Origin of the sequence: Mesorhizobium sp. M0037, from assembly GCF_040323635.1 — a bacterium.
GTDB lineage: Bacteria > Pseudomonadota > Alphaproteobacteria > Rhizobiales > Rhizobiaceae > Mesorhizobium.
The window spans coordinates 54,837-73,886 of sequence record NZ_JAMYVB010000001.1 but is presented as its reverse complement, the minus strand read 5'-3'; the positions used below and the strand labels follow the sequence as shown (position 1 = coordinate 73,886).

The window sequence follows — 19,050 nt, the reverse complement described above, 5'->3', positions numbered from 1 at the left end:
CGTTTCACCGTCTAATGGAGACGGCGAAACACTCTATCTCTTTGTTTTGACGCAATCCGGACGGAAAACCGCTTCACACTTTTCGTGGAGTTGCTCTAGAATCCAGCCGCCAGCCATGCCGTGCCGACGGCAAGGGTGAGCAGCGTCAGTGGCAGGCCGACCTTGAAGAAGGCTGAGAAGGACAGCTGCGTGCCGGCCGCCCGCGCCTGTTCGGCGACGATCAGGTTGGCGACCGAGCCAAGCAAGGTGAAGTTGCCGGCCAGCGTCGAGCTCATCGCCACCACCAGCCAGGCACGCCCGGGGTTTTCAAGGCCGGGTATGAATGGCCGCAGCGCCAGCACGGCCGGAACATTGCTCATGATGTTGGAGAGCACCGCGGTGAAGCCCGATAGACGCCAGACGTCGTCCAGCTCGAGGTTCTTGGCCGAGGCGATGATGTCGGGCGTCAGCAGCGTCTTTTCGGCGCCGGCGACAACGATGAACAGGCCGGCGAACATGAACAGCAGCGGGCCGTCGATCTCGCGGTAAATGCGTGCCGGCTTGATGGCGCGGGTGAGCAGCAGGATGGCGCCGCCGATGAGCGCTGCCTTGGCAACCGGTACGCCGGCGAAGAAGGCGATGGCCAGGCCAATGCAGACAACCACCGCCTTCAGCACCTGTCCCGGCAGCATGCGGCCGCGATAGACTTCCGGGTTGAGATCGGCGGTGCGGGCGAATTCGGCGCGGTAGACGATGCGCACGATGACGACGACCGCGACGAGGCCGAAGAGGGCAACCGGCGCCAGGGCGGCCGAAAAAGCCGGGTAGGAAATTCCCGACAGCGCGCCGATGACCATGTTCTGCGGGTTGCCGGTGATGGTGGCGACGCTGCCGCAGTTGGACGCGGTGGCGGTGGCGATCAGATAGGGAATGGGATTGCGATTGATGACACGGGTGACGTGGACGATGATCGGCGCCATGACCAGGCAGATGGCGTCGTTGACCAGGAACGCCGACAACACGCCGGTCAACAGCGTCACCATCACCAGCAGCACGAAAGGCGCGTGCGCATGCTCGATAGCGTAGGCGCCAAGCGCCCGGAAGGCGCCGGACACCTTCAGATGCGCCACCACGATCATCATGCCGAGCAGCAGCGTAATGGTGTCGAAATTGATGGCGCGATAGGCATCTTCCATACTGAGTGCGCCGATGGCGATCATCGCCGCCCCCCCCAGCAAGGCGATCCCAGCCCGGTCGAGACGGAGGCCTGGAATACGCCCGATTGCGACGCCGGCATAAGTCAGGACAAGGATCAAAAGTGCCGCTGCGCCCATCAATGTCATTGGCAGACATCCTTGTCCAAACGAACCGACGCAGGAACGGACTGTTCCCGCTCGGGCATTTGCCGGGCAGCTTTAACGCCGCTCCAGCAAAGCGAAAGCCTATAACGATCCGAATGCGAAAATCGGTGGGCAAAATCGCGGGTTGACCGATGCCGGGAGCAACCGGAGCTTGATCTTGAGACGGCCGAGATTGGGAATGAGACACGCGCGGCGGACTGCCGGTGGCCTGAGATTGCCATCCGCGAACTTCCCCTCGGAAGGCTCTCGTGGCGTATGTAATTTAATTCTAATTTAGGCTTTCCGGGTATGGATAGCTTAGCCATATTTCGGCCTTGGGGTTTCAGATGGTCCAGGTTCTTGAGAGGGAATGCCGTGTCTCGGAGAACGAGGCTCTGCTGGCGCGTCCGATGGAATGTCCACAATGCCACGGAACCCGCAAGGTGTTTGTCTGTGCCCGGTGGGCCAGCTCGAACGGCCATTGCTGCCCCGGAGGAACACACCGGCTCAGTTGCCCCGGTCACAGCGTCGCGTGCATGGGGTGCGAAGAGAACCTTGAGCGTGTCTGAAGCGATCGCGACTATTTCCTGTCGGGAAAACGCAAAAAGCCCGCTCCGGCGAACCGGAGCGGGCTTTGCAACCATACGCCAAGAGTACCCTGCTGAGACCAGTACCCTGCCGAGAGCCGACCCGCTTTGCGTTTCCGCCACCGCAATAAATTGGTAGCGGCACTTCCAGAAAAAGCGATTGTTGGCTAACCGCCGTCGAATTACTCGCCCGACTGGCCGTCGCCAGTCACACTGCTGCCCAGAATTCCAAAGTCCTGAGACTTTGTTCCTTGTCCCGCAGTCAGGAATCCATCCGCATCCAGGCCGCGCCGCAGCAGTTCCCGCACTGCCGCGGACCGGCTTGGCATGCGCTTTTCGAAGCGCCAGTTTTCCAAGGCAGCCAATTCCTCGGCTGTCAGCATGATCTGCAGTCGCTCGGGTCGTTCCAGCTCGGCCATTCGCGCCTCCAACCGTCAAGACCAAAAATATGGTGAGTTAGTATGTGTCTCAATTGCAGTATAGCTAGGGGTCCCCGTGCAGCGCGTCAAGAGAGGCTGATGGGTGACTCACATACAAGACCAACGATGAGGAAGACACGCCGATAGCACAACCCGCGCAGTCTGCTAACATGTTGATTTACTTGATAATATTTAATATTCTTCTTGCCATCTGAAGGTCGTTGGCGCATCTTGATCACGACGGGACAACCGGCTCCTGAAAGGAAGGTTTCCATGCGCTACGGATATTCGGCTCGGCTACGAGAGGATCTCAATTCACGGGTCCTGGGCGCGCTGCGCTCGCGCGGAATGGTCAATATTGCGGTGGTTGCCGAGGACATACGATTGCGTAACCTGGACGAGAACGTCGCCCTTGAAGACGTCGAGCGGCTCGTGATGCAGACGGCCCAACTCTACGGCGCGGTGATGGAGTTGGACGGACTGACCTCCGTCGAGGCGGGGAGATTGACTTCGCTTGCCGACGATAAGCACGAACTGCCTGGCATCGGCAATTCCGACACCACAGGCGGCCAAACCGCTCCCCTGCTGGGATTGTCCTAAGGCGCGACCCGCTCTTTCAATCGACAAAATCCGCGAGAGAGATTTGGACTGAGCGCAGCGGCGCCTGGAGCGTCCAGACGACGCCTTGTTCCCCAAATTCCAGTTGTCCGGTGCCGCTAAGCGCTTGTGGTGCAACCCGCTGGAGGACGACGGAGCCAAAACCGCGGCGCGTCGTCCCACTCAGGTTCGGCGGCCTCGTTGTAGAACGTGATGCGGCCCCGTGTGTCGATGGTGTAGGCTGCAACGGGCAACGCTCCCAACAAACTGGCGGGCCCGACACCTGGGATTCCAATCCCCGCATGTTGGATGACGTATTCCCCTACCCCAAATTCCTCACCTGCTCGATTTGCCCGTTCCGCGGTAGCTGAGATGCACGTGCGAGGTTTCGGTTCCCGTCGTCCCCTTGGGACGGCAATTGTTCTCCTGCGAAAAGGTGATCACCCGCCGGGCGGCGCCGGATCTCAGGGCTCGCGCAAATGTCGACAACGAAGCGCAACTCAGGCCGTATTTGTCGGAAGCTCGTCAACCCGAGGCGGTTCTCCCGTTAGCCCAGCCTGACGCCAGCAACAAGTCGCCTGGAAACCGTGTCGCCGACGGCAAACGACAACATTGCGGCAAACAGGCCCTGATCGGCATCCAGCTTCAAAGGCCGCGGAACGTTGTTTCGCGGCCTTTACGCTGCGCCGATGGCTTCGCATCGACAGGAACCAATCAAGGGCCAGAGCGTTTGCCGCTGCGTACTCTTCTCAGACGTAGCCAGACGGAGTGAGGGACATGGCTTCATCGGTACTTATCGGCATTCTGATCACTTTCCTGGTGATCATCCTGGTGCTCTATCTCGTCCAGCGTCTGCCGCTCGATGGCCGCACGAGGCAGATCGCGCAGATCGTTGTCATCATTATCGGCATCATTTCGCTGTTGAAATACCTGGCCGTATTTTAGGATAAGGGTCGCCATGACATCCCAAACAATCGCATGGATCATCGGAACGGCGTTGTTTGCCGCAACAAGCACGGCCTACGCCCGACCCGACACGCGTTCGATGACCTGCGAGGAGACGCAGCGCCTCATCCAGAGCCATCACTCGGCGGTGTTGACGACCGGCCGGAATACTTATGATCGCTATGTCCGCCAATACGGCAACGAGTGCGACTGGCCGGAGGTGCCGGTCGCTGCCTCCGTTCCGACACGTGATGGCCAGTGCCGTGTCTATTCGTGCCGGGAACCGGTATTCGATTTCCCGAACTGACATATCCAGCAGCCTTGCGGCGGTCGTCGCCATGGCGCTGCCGGGTCCAGACAATGCATTGCGCGAGGCGACATGGAACCGTTGCGCCGCGCGTGAATTGATTGTGCGCATGGCGCTGCAAGATGTAGCGGTGTGATGCCCAACCAGATGGAGGAGCGGTCATGCCCAATGATACAAGGCGGAGCGGCAGCTGCCTGTGCGGCGGCATCCAGTTTTCGGTGACGGGAGATCCCTTTCGGATTGGCCTTTGCCATTGCAAGGACTGCCGCAAGGCTAGCGGGTCGGCTTTTTCGACGTTTGGAGTGTGGCCGCTCGAGGCGTTCGAAACGACGGGTATCGTCAACAGCTACGGCGACAGAAGTTTTTGTCCCACCTGCGGCGGCCGGGTGCCTTTGGTTCGGGAGAATGAGGTGGAAGTGACAATTGGCAGCCTCGATGAGGTGCCCACCGAAGGGCTGGAGCCCAGCTATGAACTCTGGGTCAATCGCCGTGAGCACTGGTTGCAACCCTTGCCTGCTGCCCGGCAATTCGAGCACGACCGGGTCGATGAGGAGCCGACAAACCGGACAGCCGAACCAATTTCTGACGGTGTCGAGACGCCGTCTAGCTTGCCGCAACGCAAGTCGGCCTAGCGCGAGCGGCGCAGACAGCCGGCGGGCAGGAAATCGTTCTCGAAACCGCCCGATGCCGACAGGACCGGGTCCGACAACATTTCACCCGGTAGAAGCCAAACGCAAAAAGCCCGCCTTGGCGTCAAGCCAAGGCGGGCGGTAGATCATCCGGCCTGCGCTGCCGTGGAACGATGGGCTGGCCAAAGCCCTGGGCTGAGACCCGGTGCCGTTTGTAACCGGCGATTGACTACGTAGCGGCCCGGTCAGCTGGAATTCGTCTTGTGGTTGCAACGATGCTACGTTTTGTTTGGAAACGAGAGCTTAAGACCATGCAATATCGTTACGTCAACTATGCTGTCCAAGTATCTCGTGGTGTGAACTGAAGGAACCTTCCTGTCTTGTACAAAAGAACGCTTTGTTTATTTTGTTTCCGTCACCTAGTGTAGCGAATCTTGAAGCCGGATGGAGCGGTTTTCATGCAGCCAGCGCCTTCGCAGGATCGCGGTCCGCACGTGCAATATCCACTTCACGGCAATCTTCATGCAAGCATAGTCAGCGCAAAGTTCATGCGCAGACATTGGGGGGCACCAATGGACCAGCCGAGCAAAATGGAGAACCTGCAGTTCGCGCAAGGGATGCTGCGGGAGCTTCGGCAGAAAGCCGAAGCCGACGGCGAGAAGCTTCTGACCTACCTCATCGACATGGCCTACCTTGAAGCCAGCGACCGCATCCGTGCCCACTGGGTCGGCAATCACGAGCCCGAAAACCGCAGGGCCAAGGGGTAGTGTCAAGGGGTAAACCCGAAACGGGGCTATGGTTGCCCCACGGAGCGTTTGATCAGACGCTTGGGGCCGGCGAGGCCACCGGTCAGTTGGCAATACCGGCTGAGAGGTCAGCCAGAACCTCCCTCACCCGAGTTTCGCTGACGCCGCGCGTGTCCTTGACCCAGCTGGGCGTCGAAAGCGGCGGTTCGATAAAGCGAACATGGTTGTTTACGGGCCCATGCACATAGGGGCGATTCAGCCCGTAGATGAGCGCGCATGGGACGTTCAGGGCAGCGGCGGCGTGGGAAATCCCGCCATCAACCCCGAGGAACATGGTTGACGCAGCGATCTGGCACATCGCGTCAGCAATCGACGGGGTCGAGGTGAAGTCGATTGCCTCAGGAATGGCGGCGCGGATTTTTGCGGCACCGGCGTGCTCGCGCGGTCCGCCCACAATCCAGATTGCCCAGCCGCGATCATGATGGTCTCTGGCGATCGAAATGAAGCGCTCGACGGGCCATGAGCGGAAATTCTCAATGTCGGCAGTATAGAGCGCCAGTGCCGGTCCGTCGGCATCGATCTTCTTGTGCTGGCGCCATTCGTCCAGTTCGGCCGGATCGACCACAAGCCGGGGCGCCGGCCACTCTGCGCCCGCAGCCGGCTTTTCGCCAAGCGAGGCAATCGAGCAGACCTCCTCGAACAGCCGCGTCTTGCGGGGTCCGAAGGCCCATAGATGGGCCAACCAGCCGGCGGGGAAGCGATTGAGGAGGCCGAATTGCAACTCCTGCGGATAGCCGATGCGCTCCTCTATTCCGGCCATGAACGCCATCAGCGCCGCCTTGGTGCTGCTGGTCATCAGATAGGCCGTACGGTAATTTTCCTTGCGCAACTCGCCAACCAGGCGGCTGCGCTCGCCAAAACCGGGGCGCTGATGACGCTTGGCAAGCGCCCAGCCCTTCCTGACATGCGGCATCAGGCGCGCCAGCGGCGCTGCAACGGGCGAGGTGACGACATCTATGGGGCGATCAGGAAATCGCGCAGCGATGATCTGGATGGCGGAATGGCAACGGACGAAGTCGCCGACCGCGGGGAAGCCGACGAAGAGGATTGGATCGCCGGTCGTCAAGGAAGCGCTTCGCCGCCAAGGATGCGGTGTGTAGGGGTCGCGGGAAAATGGACCCGAGGCATTTCGGGACCGACCGAAGCGTGCAGGACTTCGTCCTGTGGGCGACCGGTGCCGGCAACCGAACCAGCGCCGATGCAAACCAAATCGACATGACGTTGAATCAGCCGCATTGACCTTGCCTCACAATGCTCTCAAAGACGGCCCAGTTGCGTCATGAGCTGGGCATTGTCAAGGTCGCGCCAGAAACGCGAAAAGCCGCGGCGGCCTCGATCGGGTTACGGAATCGTTAATCAGCGCTTGCTACTATACCGGATGACCAAGAATCTCGGCAATGCACCCAGGACCATCTCCAGACAACAGCCAAAGACCTCCGCTCTTGGTCGGCTGACGCCCGCCCTGTTTCCCCTTGTGGTCGTCGCGCTCGGATACGTGATCGGTCGGCAATTCTTCGGCTTCTAGGGCGACTCGTCTAGGCGCGCACGGTAAAGGCTCGCGCCACGCGGGGGACGCCGTCAATGTCCACCCAACCTCCAAAATCAACCGGGGCACCGTACGCCGCTACCCACTGCCCCGCACGTAAGCAAATTTTGTGCAATCACGGGAACGTGATATTCACTGATCACCGGACAAAGGGGGGCGCTGATGAGGTGTCTGGTGATCAATCTTGATCGTTCTCGCGATCGGCTGGCGCATGTCGCGTCCGAGTTCGGCAGGATCGGAGTACCATTTGAGCGTGTCTCCGCCATTGATTGCCCCGATTGCTGCTCTGTCGCCAAAAGCCCGCTGAGCGCTGCTGAGGTTTGCTGTTTCCTGAGCCACCGCTCGTGTTGGGAGATCGTTGCGAACGCCGCGGATCAATATGGCGCGGTTTTCGAGGACGACGTCGTTTTCGGCGCGGGCGCCGGCTCGCTGCTTGCTTCTGATCGATGGGTGCCGCGCGATGCCGATGTGATCAAGCTGGAAACGCATTTTGCCAAAGTGAGGGTCGGACGCAAGGAAGTCGCTCTCGATGATGGGTTTTCGCTTGCCAGACTTTATGGCCTGCACGCGGGCGCCGCAGGCTATGTCATCTCCAGATCGGCAGCGCAAAGATTGCTGCGCAGGACCATGCATCTGAGAGGAGAGGTCGACTTCGTTCTTTTTCACCCAGGATTCATGACCTGCTCGCTCAATCGAATCTATCAGATCATGCCGGCGCTTTGCGCACAGCACCATTTTGTTTCGGGACGAGAGCGCTTTCCAAGCCTCGTGCGACGGCCCGGGAGGCGGCCAAAACCATTTCTCGATCGAATTGTCGGAGAAGCGGTGCGAACCTTCGCCTATCTTCGAAACCAGAGCCTGACCGGAACAAAGAAGATCGAGGCCGTCGCGTTCTCAGGCTCTGAGGTCGATGGCAAAACCGTCCGCGGCGCGTTCATCTATGGGCAGCCCGAGCACGGCCACCTCAACAAGGCGGCCGGCATACCGATCGCGCGGAAGAATAGTTCGACCGCCAGATAAGCAGACGATAGAGGCTGCGCTACGAAACAGCCTTTTCGCGGACCGGAAGCTTCCAGCCCGGCCTGACAAAGTGGCAGGTATAGCCGTTGGGGTATTTCTCGAGATAGTCCTGATGCTCTGGCTCCGCCTCCCAGAAATCGCCCACCGGCGCAAGCTCCGTGACGACCTTGCCCGGCCACAGTCCAGAGGCATCGACATCGGCGATGGTGTCTTCGGCGACGCGCTTCTGCTCGTCGCTGGTGTAGAAGATCGCCGAGCGATAGCTCATTCCGACATCGTTGCCCTGGCGGTTCCTGGTGGTCGGATCGTGGATCTGGAAAAAGGATTCGAGCAATGTGCGAAAGCTGATCCTGGCCGGATCGAAAACGATCTCGATGGCTTCGGCATGGCTGCCGTGGTTGCGATACGTGGCGTTGGGCACATCGCCACCGCTATAGCCGACGCGGGTAGAGATCACGCCGGGATAGCGCCGGATCAAATCCTGCATGCCCCAGAAACAGCCGCCGGCAAGGACTGCACGTTCGGTAGACGTCGCCATATCATACCTCCATTGGATTGCTCCTTAGGTAGGCATTGTCGCTGGCTTCTTCCAGCATCTCAAGTGCATCACTCGTTGCCGGCCGAGCCGAACCGCCGCACGATGACCTCGAAGACGATGTCGGAAATCCACATGGCCGAGACGCCGATCAAAAAGGCGGCGGCGAGCGTCGTGGTGTCGTCGGCCGGATCGGGGATAGGCATGCCGGTTGCCCTGAACCAGGCGACGGCAGGCAGCGTCAGATACGCAGCCGCCAGCGCCCCGCAGATCGGCGAGGCAATCATCTCGCGCAGCTTGTAGCGATGGCGCGACAGTGCTCTCAGCACGCCGCCGGCTAGCCCGGCGGCGACGACCGGCCCCTTGATGCCGAGCATGTCGAAGAGGTCGTGCATCGGCTAAGGCCTCCATCCGCAGAGCTTTTGTCCCTTGCGGTTGTGCGCCAAGAGCGCTCTCGCCTCGGCGTGCGACAGGACGTCGACGGCTTTGGCCGACAGGCGCAGCGGGCTCGAAATCGCGCAGAAGCCGCCCGAAGCAGTCGTGCACCCGGCAAGCGCCACAAGCAGCGCAACCATCAGTCCCTTGCCCATGATTTCAGCTCCTTTCGAACAGCGTCCGCCGGCAATGCGCCGACGTCGTTCTGCACCTGCTCAGCGACCGCGCGCGCCGCGGCCTCAGCGGCCGCCAGTTTGCCGCGCTCGGCCCTGGCGCCGGCCAGCCGCTGGTGAGCGCCCCAGCAAAGGGCGGCGATGACCGATGCCAGGAAGCCCAGCAGCGCTTTGTTGCCAAGCAGGACGGCGAGGAGCGCGCTCACAGCAGCCACCCGGCGACAAGCCCGGCGGCAAAGCCGATAGCATAGGGTTTCGCGGCTTCGAGATAGGCGATGAGCAGTTGTTGAAACCCTTCCATGTCAGTGCTCCCAGCCGGATTTGCGGGCCAGCCAGTGCCAGGTCTCGGTGACCGAGGCGATGGCGAGACCGGCGGCGATCTCCAGACCAGCTTGAATGTCGGGGTCGGAAGAAAATGCCGCCGCGTCGTCGGCGCCGAGCAGGCCACGCGCGACCAGAACACCGGCGCCGTACCGCAAGCCGATGCGGATGAAGACGGCGATCATGTCGAACTCCTTGCGAAAATCGATTTCAGGATTTGAAGCAGCGCACGCCAGAACGGCAGGCGTTCGACGGGACTGACGCGCCCGCCGGTAGACACCGGCGGCATCGCACTGCCGGGCTTCGGCGAGAGCGCTGATGGCTGGGGCGGGGTGCCCGGCAAAGGTGCCGCGGGCTGTAGTGCCGACATCAACAGCGCCTGGGAACGGACCGACCGGATGCGATCGCTCCAACCCTTGCCGAAAACCCGCCAGGTCGGCAGCCGCCGCAGGAATGCCAGGCGGGCATCGCAAAGATCGTCGATGACTGCGCCCGGTGGCCTGGCGCCGACAGCTTTGAGCGTGGCCGGGCCGATCCTGCCGTCCTGTGCGGTGCCAACTGCCGCCTGCAGATATTTAGCCGCCCTGCCCGGCCCACTGTTCACGGCGAAGTCGAAGACGGCATAGTCGACACCGCCGGGAAGCTCGGCGCCCGCAGTGGCATCCCAATAGAAGCGGCGATAGACCGTCGCCACCTGAGCATCCGTGATATGGCGAAGGTCGTCCTTCGTCGCATCCGCCTTCACGTAGCGGCGGAAATTGGCCAGCGTCACGCCCTTCATGGTTGCGCCGCCGGGATCGGCCGGATTGTCGGACCAGCCGCCTTCCGATTTGAGGACGAGCGCAAGCGCCCGCGCGAAGTTGCGGTCCATGGGTAACCTCAGGAGATTGTGGAATTTAGCTCGGAGACTTTAGCCAGTCACAGATCACGCACAGGAGACGAGTGTCCTGTTGATCCTGACTGTGCCGACGGCATGTCGGTTGGCCGGCTATAACGCTTCCTCACGGGAGAGGAATTTTGGATGGAGCGGCTAAAGCGGGCTCACGGAAGCACTTCGCCGTCAAGGATGCGTTTATAGAGTTCCAGATAGGCCGTTGCGGCTTTCTGGATCGGAAATCTTTCGGCTGCCGATTCACGGCATGTTCGCGCGGAAATGCTGTTGATCTCATTGAGACCGTGAGCAAACTCGTCATCGGTTTCGAAGAAACGCCCGCTGTCTGCATCGACCGTTTCGGCAAGCGCACCGCACGGAGTGGTCAGCACAGGCGTTCCGCACAGCATTGCTTCGACCGCCGCCATGCCGAACGGCTCTGCCCAGGAGATCGGGTTAAGGAAGGCGTACGCCTCGCCGAGCAATCGGAGCTTTTCCTCGCCATCGACAGTGCCGTGGAAGCGGTAGCGCGGCGATAAGCTCTTGAAGAACAGAGACTCTTTCCGGGTTTGGCTGCGCCCGAGCAACTTCCACCTCGAGCCACCCGCGATATCGAGTTCGAAGTTAAATTTCTTCGCCAGATCGACGGCCCGGTTGAGGCCCTTCCCGGCCCTCGCGATACCGCCCAAAAACAACAGCCGCTCACCTTTCCGATCTGCCAGCCGGTAGGCATCCACAGGGAAACCGTTGTAAACAAACGTTTCTCGATCATGATGATGCGCGTGACTGGCGCTGACGAAGCTGTAATTTTGCCCCTTTCTCGGGGCGTTTGGAACATAGCCGTGCAGAGTGTAAAGCGCACGATACGGGCTTTCTACATCATACCAGCCGTTGAAATGCACGATGTCAGTATTGATAGGGATCGCCCCCAGACATTCCACTACTGACGCGGCCTGCCGGACCTCGCAACGCGGATGGGTGGAGCCCACTCCGGCAATCAGTGTGATTTTATGTCCGAGAGATGCGAGTGCGCTGGCGAGCCAATCGATTTGCCGCTGGGTGCCGCCGTAGCCTCGACAGGGAATTTTGCCTTGCACTGCAATAGTAATATGCATGTTCCAACGTTTAGACCGTTGCTCACATTTCGCAAGCTAGGCCCACGCTCTCAAAACGAGTTTCCAGCTAGCGTTTGTTATGTCGTTAAAACCTGTTCCAGCCTTGTTGAGGACTTTAAGTGCGCCAGCAGCATTACCAATCCGTACATTCAAATTGGTGGCATCTGGCACGATGCTAATAGCTTGAGCGGTCGCATCAGTTGTATTGAGAGATGGGTTAATGGGAATCTCGTCACCAACCGAATACCCCGAATTAGCCGTAGTACATTGAATGAAGGCCGCATAGAGCTTCGGCTTCACCCCCAGCCCATGAGCCAACGTCAGCGACCCGCCGGATGTGATGGTCTGTTGCGGGCTTTCATAACACTTCTGAAGCAACGCCGCGGACGACTGGACATAGCGTGCATCCTGTTCGGCCTGCGACCATTGCAGCTTGATCCATCCTCCCCAGGCACCGCCAGCCTGCCTGCGCCGCCATAGCTTTTGGTCTGCCGCCGTAGTGTCGTTGACGAAATCATGCACCGTCTGCGTCCGGTAGCCAGTGCTTCCGTGCGCTTCCACAAACCCCAGGAACCAGTTTACGCCGTCTGGCGCATTAGCCGCCGCCGAGGCCACATACCAGCCATTGTCCAGGGCGTTGTTCCAATCGGTGATCGTCTGCGCGACGACACCAAGGTTGGGTCGGCTATCAAGTTTCAGATCAAACCCAGCCTTGACGAACCCCGTTGTAGCCAATTGCGTGGTATTCGTTCCAGGCGCTGCGGTCGGCCCCGTTGGCGTTCCGGTAAATGTCGGGCTGGCCTTCGGCGCCAGGCTGGACACCGCGATCCCACTATCCTTCCCCACCTTGCCCGTCGTGCCCGCGAAAGTGACAATATTGTCGGTTGCCGAAGACGCAGGCCCCAAAAAATCTCCTACTCCCGTCCCGTCGGCGCCTCTGTCGCCGGCCCGGTCGAACATCAGCCAGATGCCGTTGGCCGTCGTCGGCAAAGTGCCGGCGCCACTGACATAGGCGAGCGTCAGCTTGCGGTAGCGCGTCGCGGCCATCAAATCGTCGCGCAGTTTCACCACCTTGCCGTCCTTGCGATGGTAAAGCCGAAATTCCTCGAACCAGGGCAGCAGCGACGAGAACACCTTGAAGCGGCCGGACTGCATGCGGTCGAGCATCTCCATCAGCCCGGCCTCGACCGAGACCGAGCCGTCGGCGAAGCGGGCGTGGCCCGACAGCATGTTCAGCCCGTGCGCGGCGTATTGTCTGGCAAGCGCGGTGCCCGCGCCTTCCAGCGTCTCGCGGCGGCCATCGCGCGGCCATGCCCAGGGCAGCCATTTGCCCCACGGCTTCAGCGCCAGCACCTGCATGGCCGGCGTCTGCTGCGAGGCGCGGGCAGCCTTGGAGATATAGACGACATCGGCCTCCGTATCCCAGGCAAGCTCGACGGCGGCCGACGGATGATCCCAGCCGAAATCGAGCGCGCCTATCCGCGGCCAGTAGCGCGGCAGCCGGAACGGCTCGCAGGCGATCAGCTCCTCGGCAATCGGAAAGATGCGGCCGGAGCCCAGCACCGGAACGCCGCGCGCCCCGCGCCTCGCGCTCATGCTCGGGATAGGCGGCAATGATCGCGGCTCGCTCGTCCGGCGAATAATGTTCGGCGTCATCGATGGTCATGAAGGTGACGTGACGGGTCATGGGGCCTGCCGGATTGATTCGGGATGCCGTGATATGGCTTTGTTCGCGCACGATATTTTTGGGCCGGACGCGGCGGGTCTTCCCTTCTCCCCTTGTGGGAGAAGGTGTCGCCGAAGGCGACGGATGAGGGGTGTTCCAGGGAACGCCGACGCGTCACTCCGCTGGAACACCCCTCATCCGTCTCGGCGCTATCGCGCCGATCCACCTTCTCCCACAAGGGGGGGAGGAAGAGCGCGCACCTCACCCGACAAAAAACGCAGCACCACGTCGCTCATGCCCAGCAGCGGCGTGAACGTCACGATGGTGATGCCGCCCGTCGCGTTGGTGCGGGTCAGGCCTTCGGAATAGATATCGAGCGGCGGCTCCTCGTCGAACCAGACGCCGTGCAGGGTTTCGCCCTGCCACTTTTCGCGGCCCTTCTCATAGCTCTTGAACGAAAGCACCGATTCATCGGCCTGCACGTCGCCGCCGCCGCCCCAGCGCACCACGATGCTGTCGAGCGCGCCCGGGGCGCCGCGGCCCATGGTCGTGTGCAGGATGGCGTTGGCCGGGATCATGCCGGTGCCCCATGCCGCCTGCTGCTGCGGCGGGCCGACCAGCACGCGCTGCGGGTTGTCGCGCGTGCCCTCCCCCGTCACGCCGGCAGCCCATAGCCTGACGGGGGTGTCGAAGGTCTTGCCCTGCCACCACGCGGGGTAGCGGCCGGTGAGATGCATGGCCCATTCGGCGCCGCCGGCCCTGGTCTTGCCGAGCTGGTTGCCGGCCATGAACAGACGTTCCCGGTTCTGCGCGCCGGCGGCGTGAAACCGCGCCTGCCTGGGATAAGGCCGGTAGGCGGCAAGCTGGTTAGTCCTGCGCCTGCGGTCCAGCTCCTGCAGCAGCGCCAGATAGTGGCGGCGCGCCTTCAGGCTGGTCGCCAAACGGCCCGAGGACGGCTTCGAGGCCGCGGATGCGGCGGCGGATCTCGTCATCGCTCAGGGCTTCCAGATTGTCAGATGAAACATGCAAATCCTTGGCCAGATCCTTGGGCAGCACCGATTGCACGATCTTCAGATACTGGTCGGGCTTGTCGGCCCGGACCGCGGCAATGACGCCGGCTCCATGGGCGCGGAAGTCGGCGCGCACCGCGTCGAGGAAATCATCGCCAAGCGTCTTCTTCGTCCGCTTCGGCTTGGCAGCGGCGGCGGCAGGCGCCTTGCGGTCAGGGCGCGCACGCGGCGCCGTCCGGTCAGCCATGATCCGAGATCCCGGCGGGCTCGGCAGTCGCTGCCTGCTTCGCCGGCCCCTTGATCTTGCCGGACTTGATCTTGCCGGACTTGCGCCGTGCCGATTTTGGCCCTGACCGTTTTGGGGCGGCCTTGCGGGCTGCATCAGCGGCCGGCGCGTGGCGCTTTCCGGCAGACGCGGCTTTCAGGCTTGCCCTGGCGATCGCCCTTGCGTCGTGCGCGCCGCGCGGAAAGCCGAAGCCGCCGATGGCATCGACAGGACCACCGCGAACCATGCCGATCAGCACGCCCGGCACGACCGGCTCCATACGGCCGATGCGCGCCTGCGGGGCAGCGCCCTCGAACACGCCAATGGCGCTGACGACCTCGCGGCCGTCATCGTCGGTGATGATGGTGGCATAGCGGTTGGACAAGGGAGGCCTCGCGGATAAGGCAGAATGAACCGAGGATAGCGTTCCTTCACGCCCCCCTCTGTCCTGCCGGACATCTCCCCCTCAAGGGGGGAGATTGGCAGCTCCAGGGTCGCGACCAATTTGCAGCGCCGACGATTGGCGAAAGCAAGGCGGCAGTCCGATCTCCCCCTTTGAGGGGGAGATGGCCGGCAGGCCAGAGGGGGGTGCTGTCCCGCCGACATCCGATATCCGCACGTTGTGGGCATCAGGAAAACAAAACCCGCCTCGTGGGCGGGTCGGTGGCGCAAATCAGCACCATGGACAAATCATAGCAAAGCTGCCCTCACCCGTCAATGCAAAAAAGGAAATAATTCCTACTTCGGTCAAAGCCGCGTCTTGGCGCGGCCGCGCATTGCGCAAGGGCAGCATCGATGGGATGCTGCGTCTCGTCGGAGAGCGCAATGAGCAATGTGACCAGTCACTATGGCAGCGGCGGCATCGTCGAGCGCATCCTGTCGGCTGTGCCGGACGCCAGGGCCGGCAGCCTCGCGGCCGAACAACTCTATCCGTTCGACCAGCTTCATGGCCGCGAGCTGATCGCCACGCAGGACCATGCCGCGCGTCTTGCGCCCTCCGCCGGCGATCGGGTTCTGGACATCGGCAGCGGCATTGGCGGCCCAGCCCGGTTCCTTGCCGAGACCTATGGGTGCAGCGTCGACGGCGTCGACCTGACGCAGGCGTTCGTCGAGGCATCCCGCCGATTGACCGAGCTCTGCGGCCTCGGCGACAAAGTGCGTTTCCATGAGGCCGATGCGACAAGGCTGCCTTTTGCGGACGACACATTCGACGCGGCGATCTGTTTCTATGTCGGCATGAATATCGCCGACAAGGCGGCGGTCATCGGGCAAGCGTGGCGCGTACTGAAGCCGAAGGCCAGGCTTGTCTGGACCGAGGCGGTGCTGGCGGACGGCGAGCCTCACTATCCCTTGCCTTGGGCGGTGTCGCCTGTGGCCAGCCATCTCGTCGACCGCGAAACCCTGAAGGCCCTGTTTGCTTCAGCCGGATTCCGGGTCGACGATGTCATCGACGAAACCGGCGATCATGTCGAGCTGGCGTTGAAACGGGCAAATTCCGGCATCGTGCCCTCGCCCGCCCAGCAGCAGGCCAATGAGATCGTGCTCGGCGCCGAGTTCGTGCATCGGCGAAAAAACTACATAAGCAGCCTGAGCGAGGGAAAACTCGCGTCACTGGCCGTCATCGCTTCCAAGCCGGCCTAAAACAATAACCCGCCTCGGCGGCGGGTTGCTGGCGCAAATCAGCACCGTGAACAGATCATAGCATAGCTGCCCTCACCGGTCAAGATATGTCAGGAAAGAATTCCTACATCGACATCGATCGGAGACTCGGCGATGCTAGCGCTACCACATCCGGCGTCAAGTCATATGCATATGTTCTAAAGTGCCATGCCGTCGGCGGATGTTGTCTGATAATTTGCCCTTTGGCATCAAGGGGGCAAAAGAAGCCATGTCTGAGGACAAAATCCGAAATATAAATCTGACCGCCGATATCGTCGCGGCATTCGTGCGCAACAATTCAGTGCCTCCAGATAGCCTGCCGGCGTTGATCGAGAGCGTCAATGCAGCGCTCGCGGCCGTGGACAATCCCGTTGCTCCGCCGCAACCTGCGCCTGAGCCCGCGGTCAACCGCAAGCGCTCGGTAACGCCGAATTTCATTTACTGCCTCGAGGATGGCAAGAAGTTCAGGTCGCTGCGGCGTCATCTCGGCTCCGCCCATGGCATGACGCCGGAAGCCTATCGCGCCAAATGGGACCTGCCCGGCGACTATCCGATGACGGCGCCCAGCTACGCCGCCAAACGATCGGAGCTGGCAAAGGAGTTCGGGCTCGGCATCAGGACACCCGAGACCCCGGCCGCCAAGGCACCGGCCAAGAGCAAGACCAAGGCGTAAAGGCACGCCCCCTCCGTGCCGTACGCCTGCTGGAGGACGATCGTGGTGGCCGGAGAGCCCAATGACGTTCGGGTGGAACGTGTCGACCGCCGCCAATGGGCGGTGCTGGTTGCCGAGAATGGCACGGTGACCCAGCATCTGTTCATGGCCCAGGAAGCGGCCGAGGAGTTTGCCGACGGCGAGCGGACAAGGCTCGGCCTTCCCGCCAGGCCGCCGGCGGCGGATCCGCTGGCCTGAACAGTCCTTCAACCGGCTGCAGGATACAAGACGCAGCCTTCGACAGGCCGTCTAGCGACTGGTCATTAGCTGGCTCTTATGGAATCATTCCACCCCAACTCGGGGGAGAGCGGGATGGACAAACCAGCCATGGCATCCGTGTTCAGGATGCGGCAAGCGCCAGCCACTGTTTCGGGCGTTCGCAGCGTCGGCCAAGGCCAGGCCGATCCGGTCATCGGCAGAAGGCCGCTCGGCGAGGCGATCCGCTTCGTCATCGACGCCCATCCCCATTACGACATCAGCGGCGTTTCGATCGCCTATGGCGACGGCTCGGCCCCGCGCCTCGGCAGCCGGGAGGTCAAGGCGCTGTGGGCCGAATATGGCCGCCGCTGGATGGAAGAGTAGCGCAGGTCGGCCGACGCCTATCGCTTTCATCCCCGTCCGGATCGTAACAGCGGCTCATGCGTTGAGCGTGAGCCAAATGGGAGCAACAGCCATGAACGTCGCCAATCTGCAACTCGAAGGCCTGCTGATGGCCGTCGCCTCGATCAATCAGGTGCTGGTGCGCAAGGGCCTGGTCACGGTGGAGGATATCGACATTGCGCTGCGCAAGGCCGAGGCCATCGAAACCGGCGAGGAGCGGTCCGACGGCATGTCGGAGTCCAACCGCGACGCCGTCAACTTTCCGATCCGACTGCTGGAACTGGCCAATCAATGCCAGCCGGAGGCGGACATGCCGTCCTTCTCGAAACTGGCCCGCATGGTCGGCCAGATGAAGGAACCCTACAACGACCAGATGTGAGGCGGTCTGCCGACGCGGGGCCTCACCCTCGGCCGAGCTTCGAGGCCAGCACGCTGCCCGGTCCATGCACGGCGGCGAACAGCAGGCCGGCGGCGAACGGGAAATGGGACATGAAGGCGCCGAACTCGGCCTGGTTGCCGGTCCAGTGCGACGGACCGTGGAAGGCAAAGCCGAGGAAGACCACGTAGACGGCGGCGACCAGGGCGGCCGGTGTGAAGAATGCTCCGGTCAGGAGGGCGATCACCAGCAGCGTTTCGAGGATCGCGGCGCACCAGGCCAGAAACAGCGGGAACGGGAAGCCGGCGGCGGCGATGTAGCCGGCGGTCATGTTCATATCCATGAACTTGAACGCTGCTCCCATCGCGAACATGGCGGCCAGGGTCAGGCGGGCGATGAGAATGGCCGCGGTCTGCCACGGCGATTGAACGGCTTCCATGATGTGCTCCAAAGGTTTGCAACGGGTTTCATCCCAAGGACGGGCGCGACGCCGCCGATCCGACATCGTCCCGCAAAATTCTTTCCCGGCGAAGCAGAACTTCTGAAAAGGCCGCCGCTTGCGGGCAAGCCTGATTGCCGCCCGCTCAGAGCTTCGCCATCAGCTCCCGCCCCAACCGCTTCGGCGGCTCGGCGCGCAGCACCACATTGGTCGTCACCGCGCCGTAGCGGCCGATGGCGTCGACGATGCTTTCGAGGTCGGGCGGCGACGGGACGACGACCTTGACCAGAAAACAATCCTCGCCGGTCACCCGCAGCACCTCAACCACTTCCGGCATGGCCGCGAATTTCTTCAGGCAGGTCTGGATGTGCTCATGCGTGGTGCGCAGGCGGATCATGGCCATGGTGCCGAGACCGAGGGCGGTGGGATCGATCGCGGCCCGGTAGCCGGCGATGATGCCGCGCTCCTCCAGCCGCTTCACCCGCTCCGACGTCGCGGGCTGGGACAGGCCGACGCGGCGGCCGAGTTCGGAGATGCCGATGCGGCCATCCTCCTGCATGATCTCGATGATTGCCATGTCGGTGGGGTCGAGCCGTGGCCGGTAATCGCCGTTTGCCATGAACACCTTCAATCCATCGGAATTCTTCGTCGCTTTCCGATGATCTCTCATTCCGCGAACAAGGAGAAGCGCTAGGATT

At 61.9% G+C, this 19,050-nt stretch carries 25 protein-coding genes and 2 pseudogenes; 11 read left to right on the top strand and 16 right to left on the bottom strand.

What is annotated here, in order from left to right:
* Nucleotides 1-95: 95 nt before the first annotated feature.
* Together NKJ78_RS00395 and NKJ78_RS00390 are read right to left on the bottom strand one after the other, a co-directional pair.
* Entirely contained in the window at nucleotides 96-1,322 is a 1,227-nt protein-coding gene (locus NKJ78_RS00395) for an anion transporter (protein WP_352460562.1), read from the bottom strand.
* 766 nt (nucleotides 1,323-2,088) lie between these two features.
* Complete coding sequence (locus NKJ78_RS00390; protein WP_023671471.1) at nucleotides 2,089-2,325, bottom strand: hypothetical protein; 237 nt, start codon at nucleotides 2,323-2,325, stop codon at nucleotides 2,089-2,091.
* Between the two features lie 273 nt (nucleotides 2,326-2,598).
* Between NKJ78_RS00390 and NKJ78_RS00385 the strand changes: the two genes are divergently transcribed.
* The 5 genes from NKJ78_RS00385 to NKJ78_RS00365 all read left to right on the top strand — a co-directional run bounded on the left by NKJ78_RS00385 (nucleotide 2,599) and on the right by NKJ78_RS00365 (nucleotide 5,570).
* A complete protein-coding gene (locus NKJ78_RS00385) occupies nucleotides 2,599-2,925 on the top strand; it encodes a hypothetical protein (RefSeq protein WP_023712723.1) in 327 nt (108 codons plus the stop codon).
* A 774-nt stretch (nucleotides 2,926-3,699) separates the two neighbouring features.
* Nucleotides 3,700-3,867, top strand: coding sequence for a Thivi_2564 family membrane protein (locus tag NKJ78_RS00380; RefSeq protein ID WP_023694668.1), 168 nt, complete (start codon nucleotides 3,700-3,702; stop codon nucleotides 3,865-3,867).
* 13 nt (nucleotides 3,868-3,880) lie between these two features.
* On the top strand, nucleotides 3,881-4,174 hold the full coding sequence (locus NKJ78_RS00375) for a hypothetical protein (protein WP_023739188.1): 294 nt from the start codon (nucleotides 3,881-3,883) through the stop codon (nucleotides 4,172-4,174).
* A gap of 161 nt (nucleotides 4,175-4,335) precedes the next feature.
* The gene (locus NKJ78_RS00370) at nucleotides 4,336-4,806 is read left to right on the top strand and encodes a GFA family protein (protein ID WP_023739187.1); all 471 of its coding nucleotides are present in this window, start codon (nucleotides 4,336-4,338) and stop codon (nucleotides 4,804-4,806) included.
* A 569-nt stretch (nucleotides 4,807-5,375) separates the two neighbouring features.
* On the top strand, nucleotides 5,376-5,570 hold the full coding sequence (locus NKJ78_RS00365) for a hypothetical protein (protein WP_023671466.1): 195 nt from the start codon (nucleotides 5,376-5,378) through the stop codon (nucleotides 5,568-5,570).
* Nucleotides 5,571-5,652: 82 nt separating this feature from the next.
* On the opposite strand, the gene waaF is transcribed toward NKJ78_RS00365, so the two are convergent.
* Nucleotides 5,653-6,675, bottom strand: a complete 1,023-nt coding sequence (gene waaF, locus NKJ78_RS00360) for a lipopolysaccharide heptosyltransferase II (RefSeq protein ID WP_023739185.1) — start codon at nucleotides 6,673-6,675, stop codon at nucleotides 5,653-5,655.
* A gap of 654 nt (nucleotides 6,676-7,329) precedes the next feature.
* Here waaF and NKJ78_RS00355 point away from each other — a divergent pair.
* Nucleotides 7,330-8,175: a glycosyltransferase family 25 protein gene (locus NKJ78_RS00355; RefSeq protein WP_050593141.1), complete on the top strand. Its 846-nt coding sequence runs from the start codon at nucleotides 7,330-7,332 to the stop codon at nucleotides 8,173-8,175.
* Nucleotides 8,176-8,194: 19 nt separating this feature from the next.
* Here the strand turns inward: NKJ78_RS00355 and msrA are convergent, their stop codons facing one another.
* The 11 genes and pseudogenes from msrA to NKJ78_RS00300 all read right to left on the bottom strand — a co-directional run bounded on the left by msrA (nucleotide 8,195) and on the right by NKJ78_RS00300 (nucleotide 14,951).
* The gene (msrA, locus tag NKJ78_RS00350) at nucleotides 8,195-8,713 is read right to left on the bottom strand and encodes a peptide-methionine (S)-S-oxide reductase MsrA (protein ID WP_023671461.1); all 519 of its coding nucleotides are present in this window, start codon (nucleotides 8,711-8,713) and stop codon (nucleotides 8,195-8,197) included.
* 68 nt (nucleotides 8,714-8,781) lie between these two features.
* Nucleotides 8,782-9,105 carry a hypothetical protein gene (locus NKJ78_RS00345; RefSeq protein ID WP_023689880.1) on the bottom strand — a complete coding sequence of 108 codons (324 nt, stop codon included), beginning with the start codon at nucleotides 9,103-9,105 and terminating at the stop codon, nucleotides 8,782-8,784.
* A gap of 3 nt (nucleotides 9,106-9,108) precedes the next feature.
* Nucleotides 9,109-9,300, bottom strand: a complete 192-nt coding sequence (locus tag NKJ78_RS00340; RefSeq protein WP_023739181.1) for a hypothetical protein — start codon at nucleotides 9,298-9,300, stop codon at nucleotides 9,109-9,111.
* Nucleotides 9,285-9,524 carry a hypothetical protein gene (locus NKJ78_RS00335; protein ID WP_023684348.1) on the bottom strand — a complete coding sequence of 80 codons (240 nt, stop codon included), beginning with the start codon at nucleotides 9,522-9,524 and terminating at the stop codon, nucleotides 9,285-9,287. The genes NKJ78_RS00340 and NKJ78_RS00335 overlap by 16 nt, the downstream gene beginning before the upstream one ends.
* 96 nt (nucleotides 9,525-9,620) lie before the next feature.
* Nucleotides 9,621-9,824, bottom strand: a complete 204-nt coding sequence (locus NKJ78_RS00330; RefSeq protein ID WP_023689878.1) for a Pam3-gp28 family putative phage holin — start codon at nucleotides 9,822-9,824, stop codon at nucleotides 9,621-9,623.
* Complete coding sequence (locus NKJ78_RS00325; protein WP_023739180.1) at nucleotides 9,821-10,510, bottom strand: glycoside hydrolase family 108 protein; 690 nt, start codon at nucleotides 10,508-10,510, stop codon at nucleotides 9,821-9,823. Before NKJ78_RS00325 ends, NKJ78_RS00330 begins: the two co-directional genes overlap by 4 nt.
* A 170-nt stretch (nucleotides 10,511-10,680) precedes the next feature.
* Nucleotides 10,681-11,625 carry a glycosyltransferase gene (locus NKJ78_RS00320; protein ID WP_031253300.1) on the bottom strand — a complete coding sequence of 315 codons (945 nt, stop codon included), beginning with the start codon at nucleotides 11,623-11,625 and terminating at the stop codon, nucleotides 10,681-10,683.
* 1,029 nt (nucleotides 11,626-12,654) lie between these two features.
* Nucleotides 12,655-13,306: pseudogene (locus NKJ78_RS00315) on the bottom strand (phage terminase large subunit family protein); the annotation flags it as partial.
* Nucleotides 13,307-13,556: 250 nt separating this feature from the next.
* A pseudogene (locus tag NKJ78_RS00310) lies at nucleotides 13,557-14,232 on the bottom strand (terminase large subunit domain-containing protein); the annotation flags it as partial.
* Complete coding sequence (locus NKJ78_RS00305; RefSeq protein WP_023693740.1) at nucleotides 14,159-14,548, bottom strand: hypothetical protein; 390 nt, start codon at nucleotides 14,546-14,548, stop codon at nucleotides 14,159-14,161. The gene NKJ78_RS00305 and the pseudogene NKJ78_RS00310, both read right to left, overlap by 74 nt.
* Nucleotides 14,541-14,951: a hypothetical protein gene (locus NKJ78_RS00300; RefSeq protein WP_023832798.1), complete on the bottom strand. Its 411-nt coding sequence runs from the start codon at nucleotides 14,949-14,951 to the stop codon at nucleotides 14,541-14,543. Before NKJ78_RS00300 ends, NKJ78_RS00305 begins: the two co-directional genes overlap by 8 nt.
* A gap of 440 nt (nucleotides 14,952-15,391) precedes the next feature.
* Here NKJ78_RS00300 and NKJ78_RS00295 point away from each other — a divergent pair, with 440 nt between their 5' ends.
* The 5 genes from NKJ78_RS00295 (at nucleotide 15,392) to NKJ78_RS00275 (ending at nucleotide 17,916) form a co-directional block, all read left to right on the top strand.
* A complete protein-coding gene (locus NKJ78_RS00295; protein WP_352460561.1) occupies nucleotides 15,392-16,207 on the top strand; it encodes a class I SAM-dependent methyltransferase in 816 nt (271 codons plus the stop codon).
* Between the two features lie 247 nt (nucleotides 16,208-16,454).
* Entirely contained in the window at nucleotides 16,455-16,898 is a 444-nt protein-coding gene (locus tag NKJ78_RS00290) for a Ros/MucR family transcriptional regulator (protein WP_352460560.1), read from the top strand.
* Between the two features lie 42 nt (nucleotides 16,899-16,940).
* Nucleotides 16,941-17,135, top strand: a complete 195-nt coding sequence (locus NKJ78_RS00285) for a hypothetical protein (RefSeq protein ID WP_023689866.1) — start codon at nucleotides 16,941-16,943, stop codon at nucleotides 17,133-17,135.
* A 114-nt stretch (nucleotides 17,136-17,249) separates the two neighbouring features.
* Nucleotides 17,250-17,519: a hypothetical protein gene (locus tag NKJ78_RS00280; RefSeq protein WP_023697755.1), complete on the top strand. Its 270-nt coding sequence runs from the start codon at nucleotides 17,250-17,252 to the stop codon at nucleotides 17,517-17,519.
* A gap of 91 nt (nucleotides 17,520-17,610) precedes the next feature.
* Entirely contained in the window at nucleotides 17,611-17,916 is a 306-nt protein-coding gene (locus tag NKJ78_RS00275) for a hypothetical protein (RefSeq protein ID WP_352460559.1), read from the top strand.
* Nucleotides 17,917-17,938: 22 nt separating this feature from the next.
* On the opposite strand, the gene NKJ78_RS00270 is transcribed toward NKJ78_RS00275, so the two are convergent.
* Nucleotides 17,939-18,352, bottom strand: a complete 414-nt coding sequence (locus NKJ78_RS00270; RefSeq protein ID WP_023685949.1) for a DoxX family protein — start codon at nucleotides 18,350-18,352, stop codon at nucleotides 17,939-17,941.
* 145 nt (nucleotides 18,353-18,497) lie between these two features.
* Nucleotides 18,498-18,971 carry an Lrp/AsnC family transcriptional regulator gene (locus NKJ78_RS00265; protein ID WP_023693744.1) on the bottom strand — a complete coding sequence of 158 codons (474 nt, stop codon included), beginning with the start codon at nucleotides 18,969-18,971 and terminating at the stop codon, nucleotides 18,498-18,500.
* Nucleotides 18,972-19,050: the final 79 nt, after the last annotated feature.

Excerpts from the sequence above, each read along its gene's own strand:
- NKJ78_RS00395 (WP_352460562.1), bottom strand. The coding sequence starts at position 1,322 with ATGACATTGATGGGCGCAGCGGCACTTTTGATCCTTGTCCTGACTTAT.
- NKJ78_RS00390 (WP_023671471.1), bottom strand. The coding sequence starts at position 2,325 with ATGGCCGAGCTGGAACGACCCGAGCGACTGCAGATCATGCTGACAGCC.
- NKJ78_RS00385 (WP_023712723.1), top strand. The coding sequence starts at position 2,599 with ATGCGCTACGGATATTCGGCTCGGCTACGAGAGGATCTCAATTCACGG.
- NKJ78_RS00380 (WP_023694668.1), top strand. The coding sequence starts at position 3,700 with ATGGCTTCATCGGTACTTATCGGCATTCTGATCACTTTCCTGGTGATC.
- NKJ78_RS00375 (WP_023739188.1), top strand. The coding sequence starts at position 3,881 with ATGACATCCCAAACAATCGCATGGATCATCGGAACGGCGTTGTTTGCC.
- NKJ78_RS00370 (WP_023739187.1), top strand. The coding sequence starts at position 4,336 with ATGCCCAATGATACAAGGCGGAGCGGCAGCTGCCTGTGCGGCGGCATC.
- NKJ78_RS00365 (WP_023671466.1), top strand. The coding sequence starts at position 5,376 with ATGGACCAGCCGAGCAAAATGGAGAACCTGCAGTTCGCGCAAGGGATG.
- msrA (WP_023671461.1), bottom strand. The coding sequence starts at position 8,713 with ATGGCGACGTCTACCGAACGTGCAGTCCTTGCCGGCGGCTGTTTCTGG.
- NKJ78_RS00345 (WP_023689880.1), bottom strand. The coding sequence starts at position 9,105 with ATGCACGACCTCTTCGACATGCTCGGCATCAAGGGGCCGGTCGTCGCC.
- NKJ78_RS00340 (WP_023739181.1), bottom strand. The coding sequence starts at position 9,300 with ATGGGCAAGGGACTGATGGTTGCGCTGCTTGTGGCGCTTGCCGGGTGC.
- NKJ78_RS00330 (WP_023689878.1), bottom strand. The coding sequence starts at position 9,824 with ATGATCGCCGTCTTCATCCGCATCGGCTTGCGGTACGGCGCCGGTGTT.
- NKJ78_RS00325 (WP_023739180.1), bottom strand. The coding sequence starts at position 10,510 with ATGGACCGCAACTTCGCGCGGGCGCTTGCGCTCGTCCTCAAATCGGAA.
- NKJ78_RS00320 (WP_031253300.1), bottom strand. The coding sequence starts at position 11,625 with ATGCATATTACTATTGCAGTGCAAGGCAAAATTCCCTGTCGAGGCTAC.
- NKJ78_RS00305 (WP_023693740.1), bottom strand. The coding sequence starts at position 14,548 with ATGGCTGACCGGACGGCGCCGCGTGCGCGCCCTGACCGCAAGGCGCCT.
- NKJ78_RS00295 (WP_352460561.1), top strand. The coding sequence starts at position 15,392 with ATGAGCAATGTGACCAGTCACTATGGCAGCGGCGGCATCGTCGAGCGC.
- NKJ78_RS00290 (WP_352460560.1), top strand. The coding sequence starts at position 16,455 with ATGTCTGAGGACAAAATCCGAAATATAAATCTGACCGCCGATATCGTC.
- NKJ78_RS00280 (WP_023697755.1), top strand. The coding sequence starts at position 17,250 with ATGGACAAACCAGCCATGGCATCCGTGTTCAGGATGCGGCAAGCGCCA.
- NKJ78_RS00275 (WP_352460559.1), top strand. The coding sequence starts at position 17,611 with ATGAACGTCGCCAATCTGCAACTCGAAGGCCTGCTGATGGCCGTCGCC.
- NKJ78_RS00270 (WP_023685949.1), bottom strand. The coding sequence starts at position 18,352 with ATGGAAGCCGTTCAATCGCCGTGGCAGACCGCGGCCATTCTCATCGCC.
- NKJ78_RS00265 (WP_023693744.1), bottom strand. The coding sequence starts at position 18,971 with ATGGCAAACGGCGATTACCGGCCACGGCTCGACCCCACCGACATGGCA.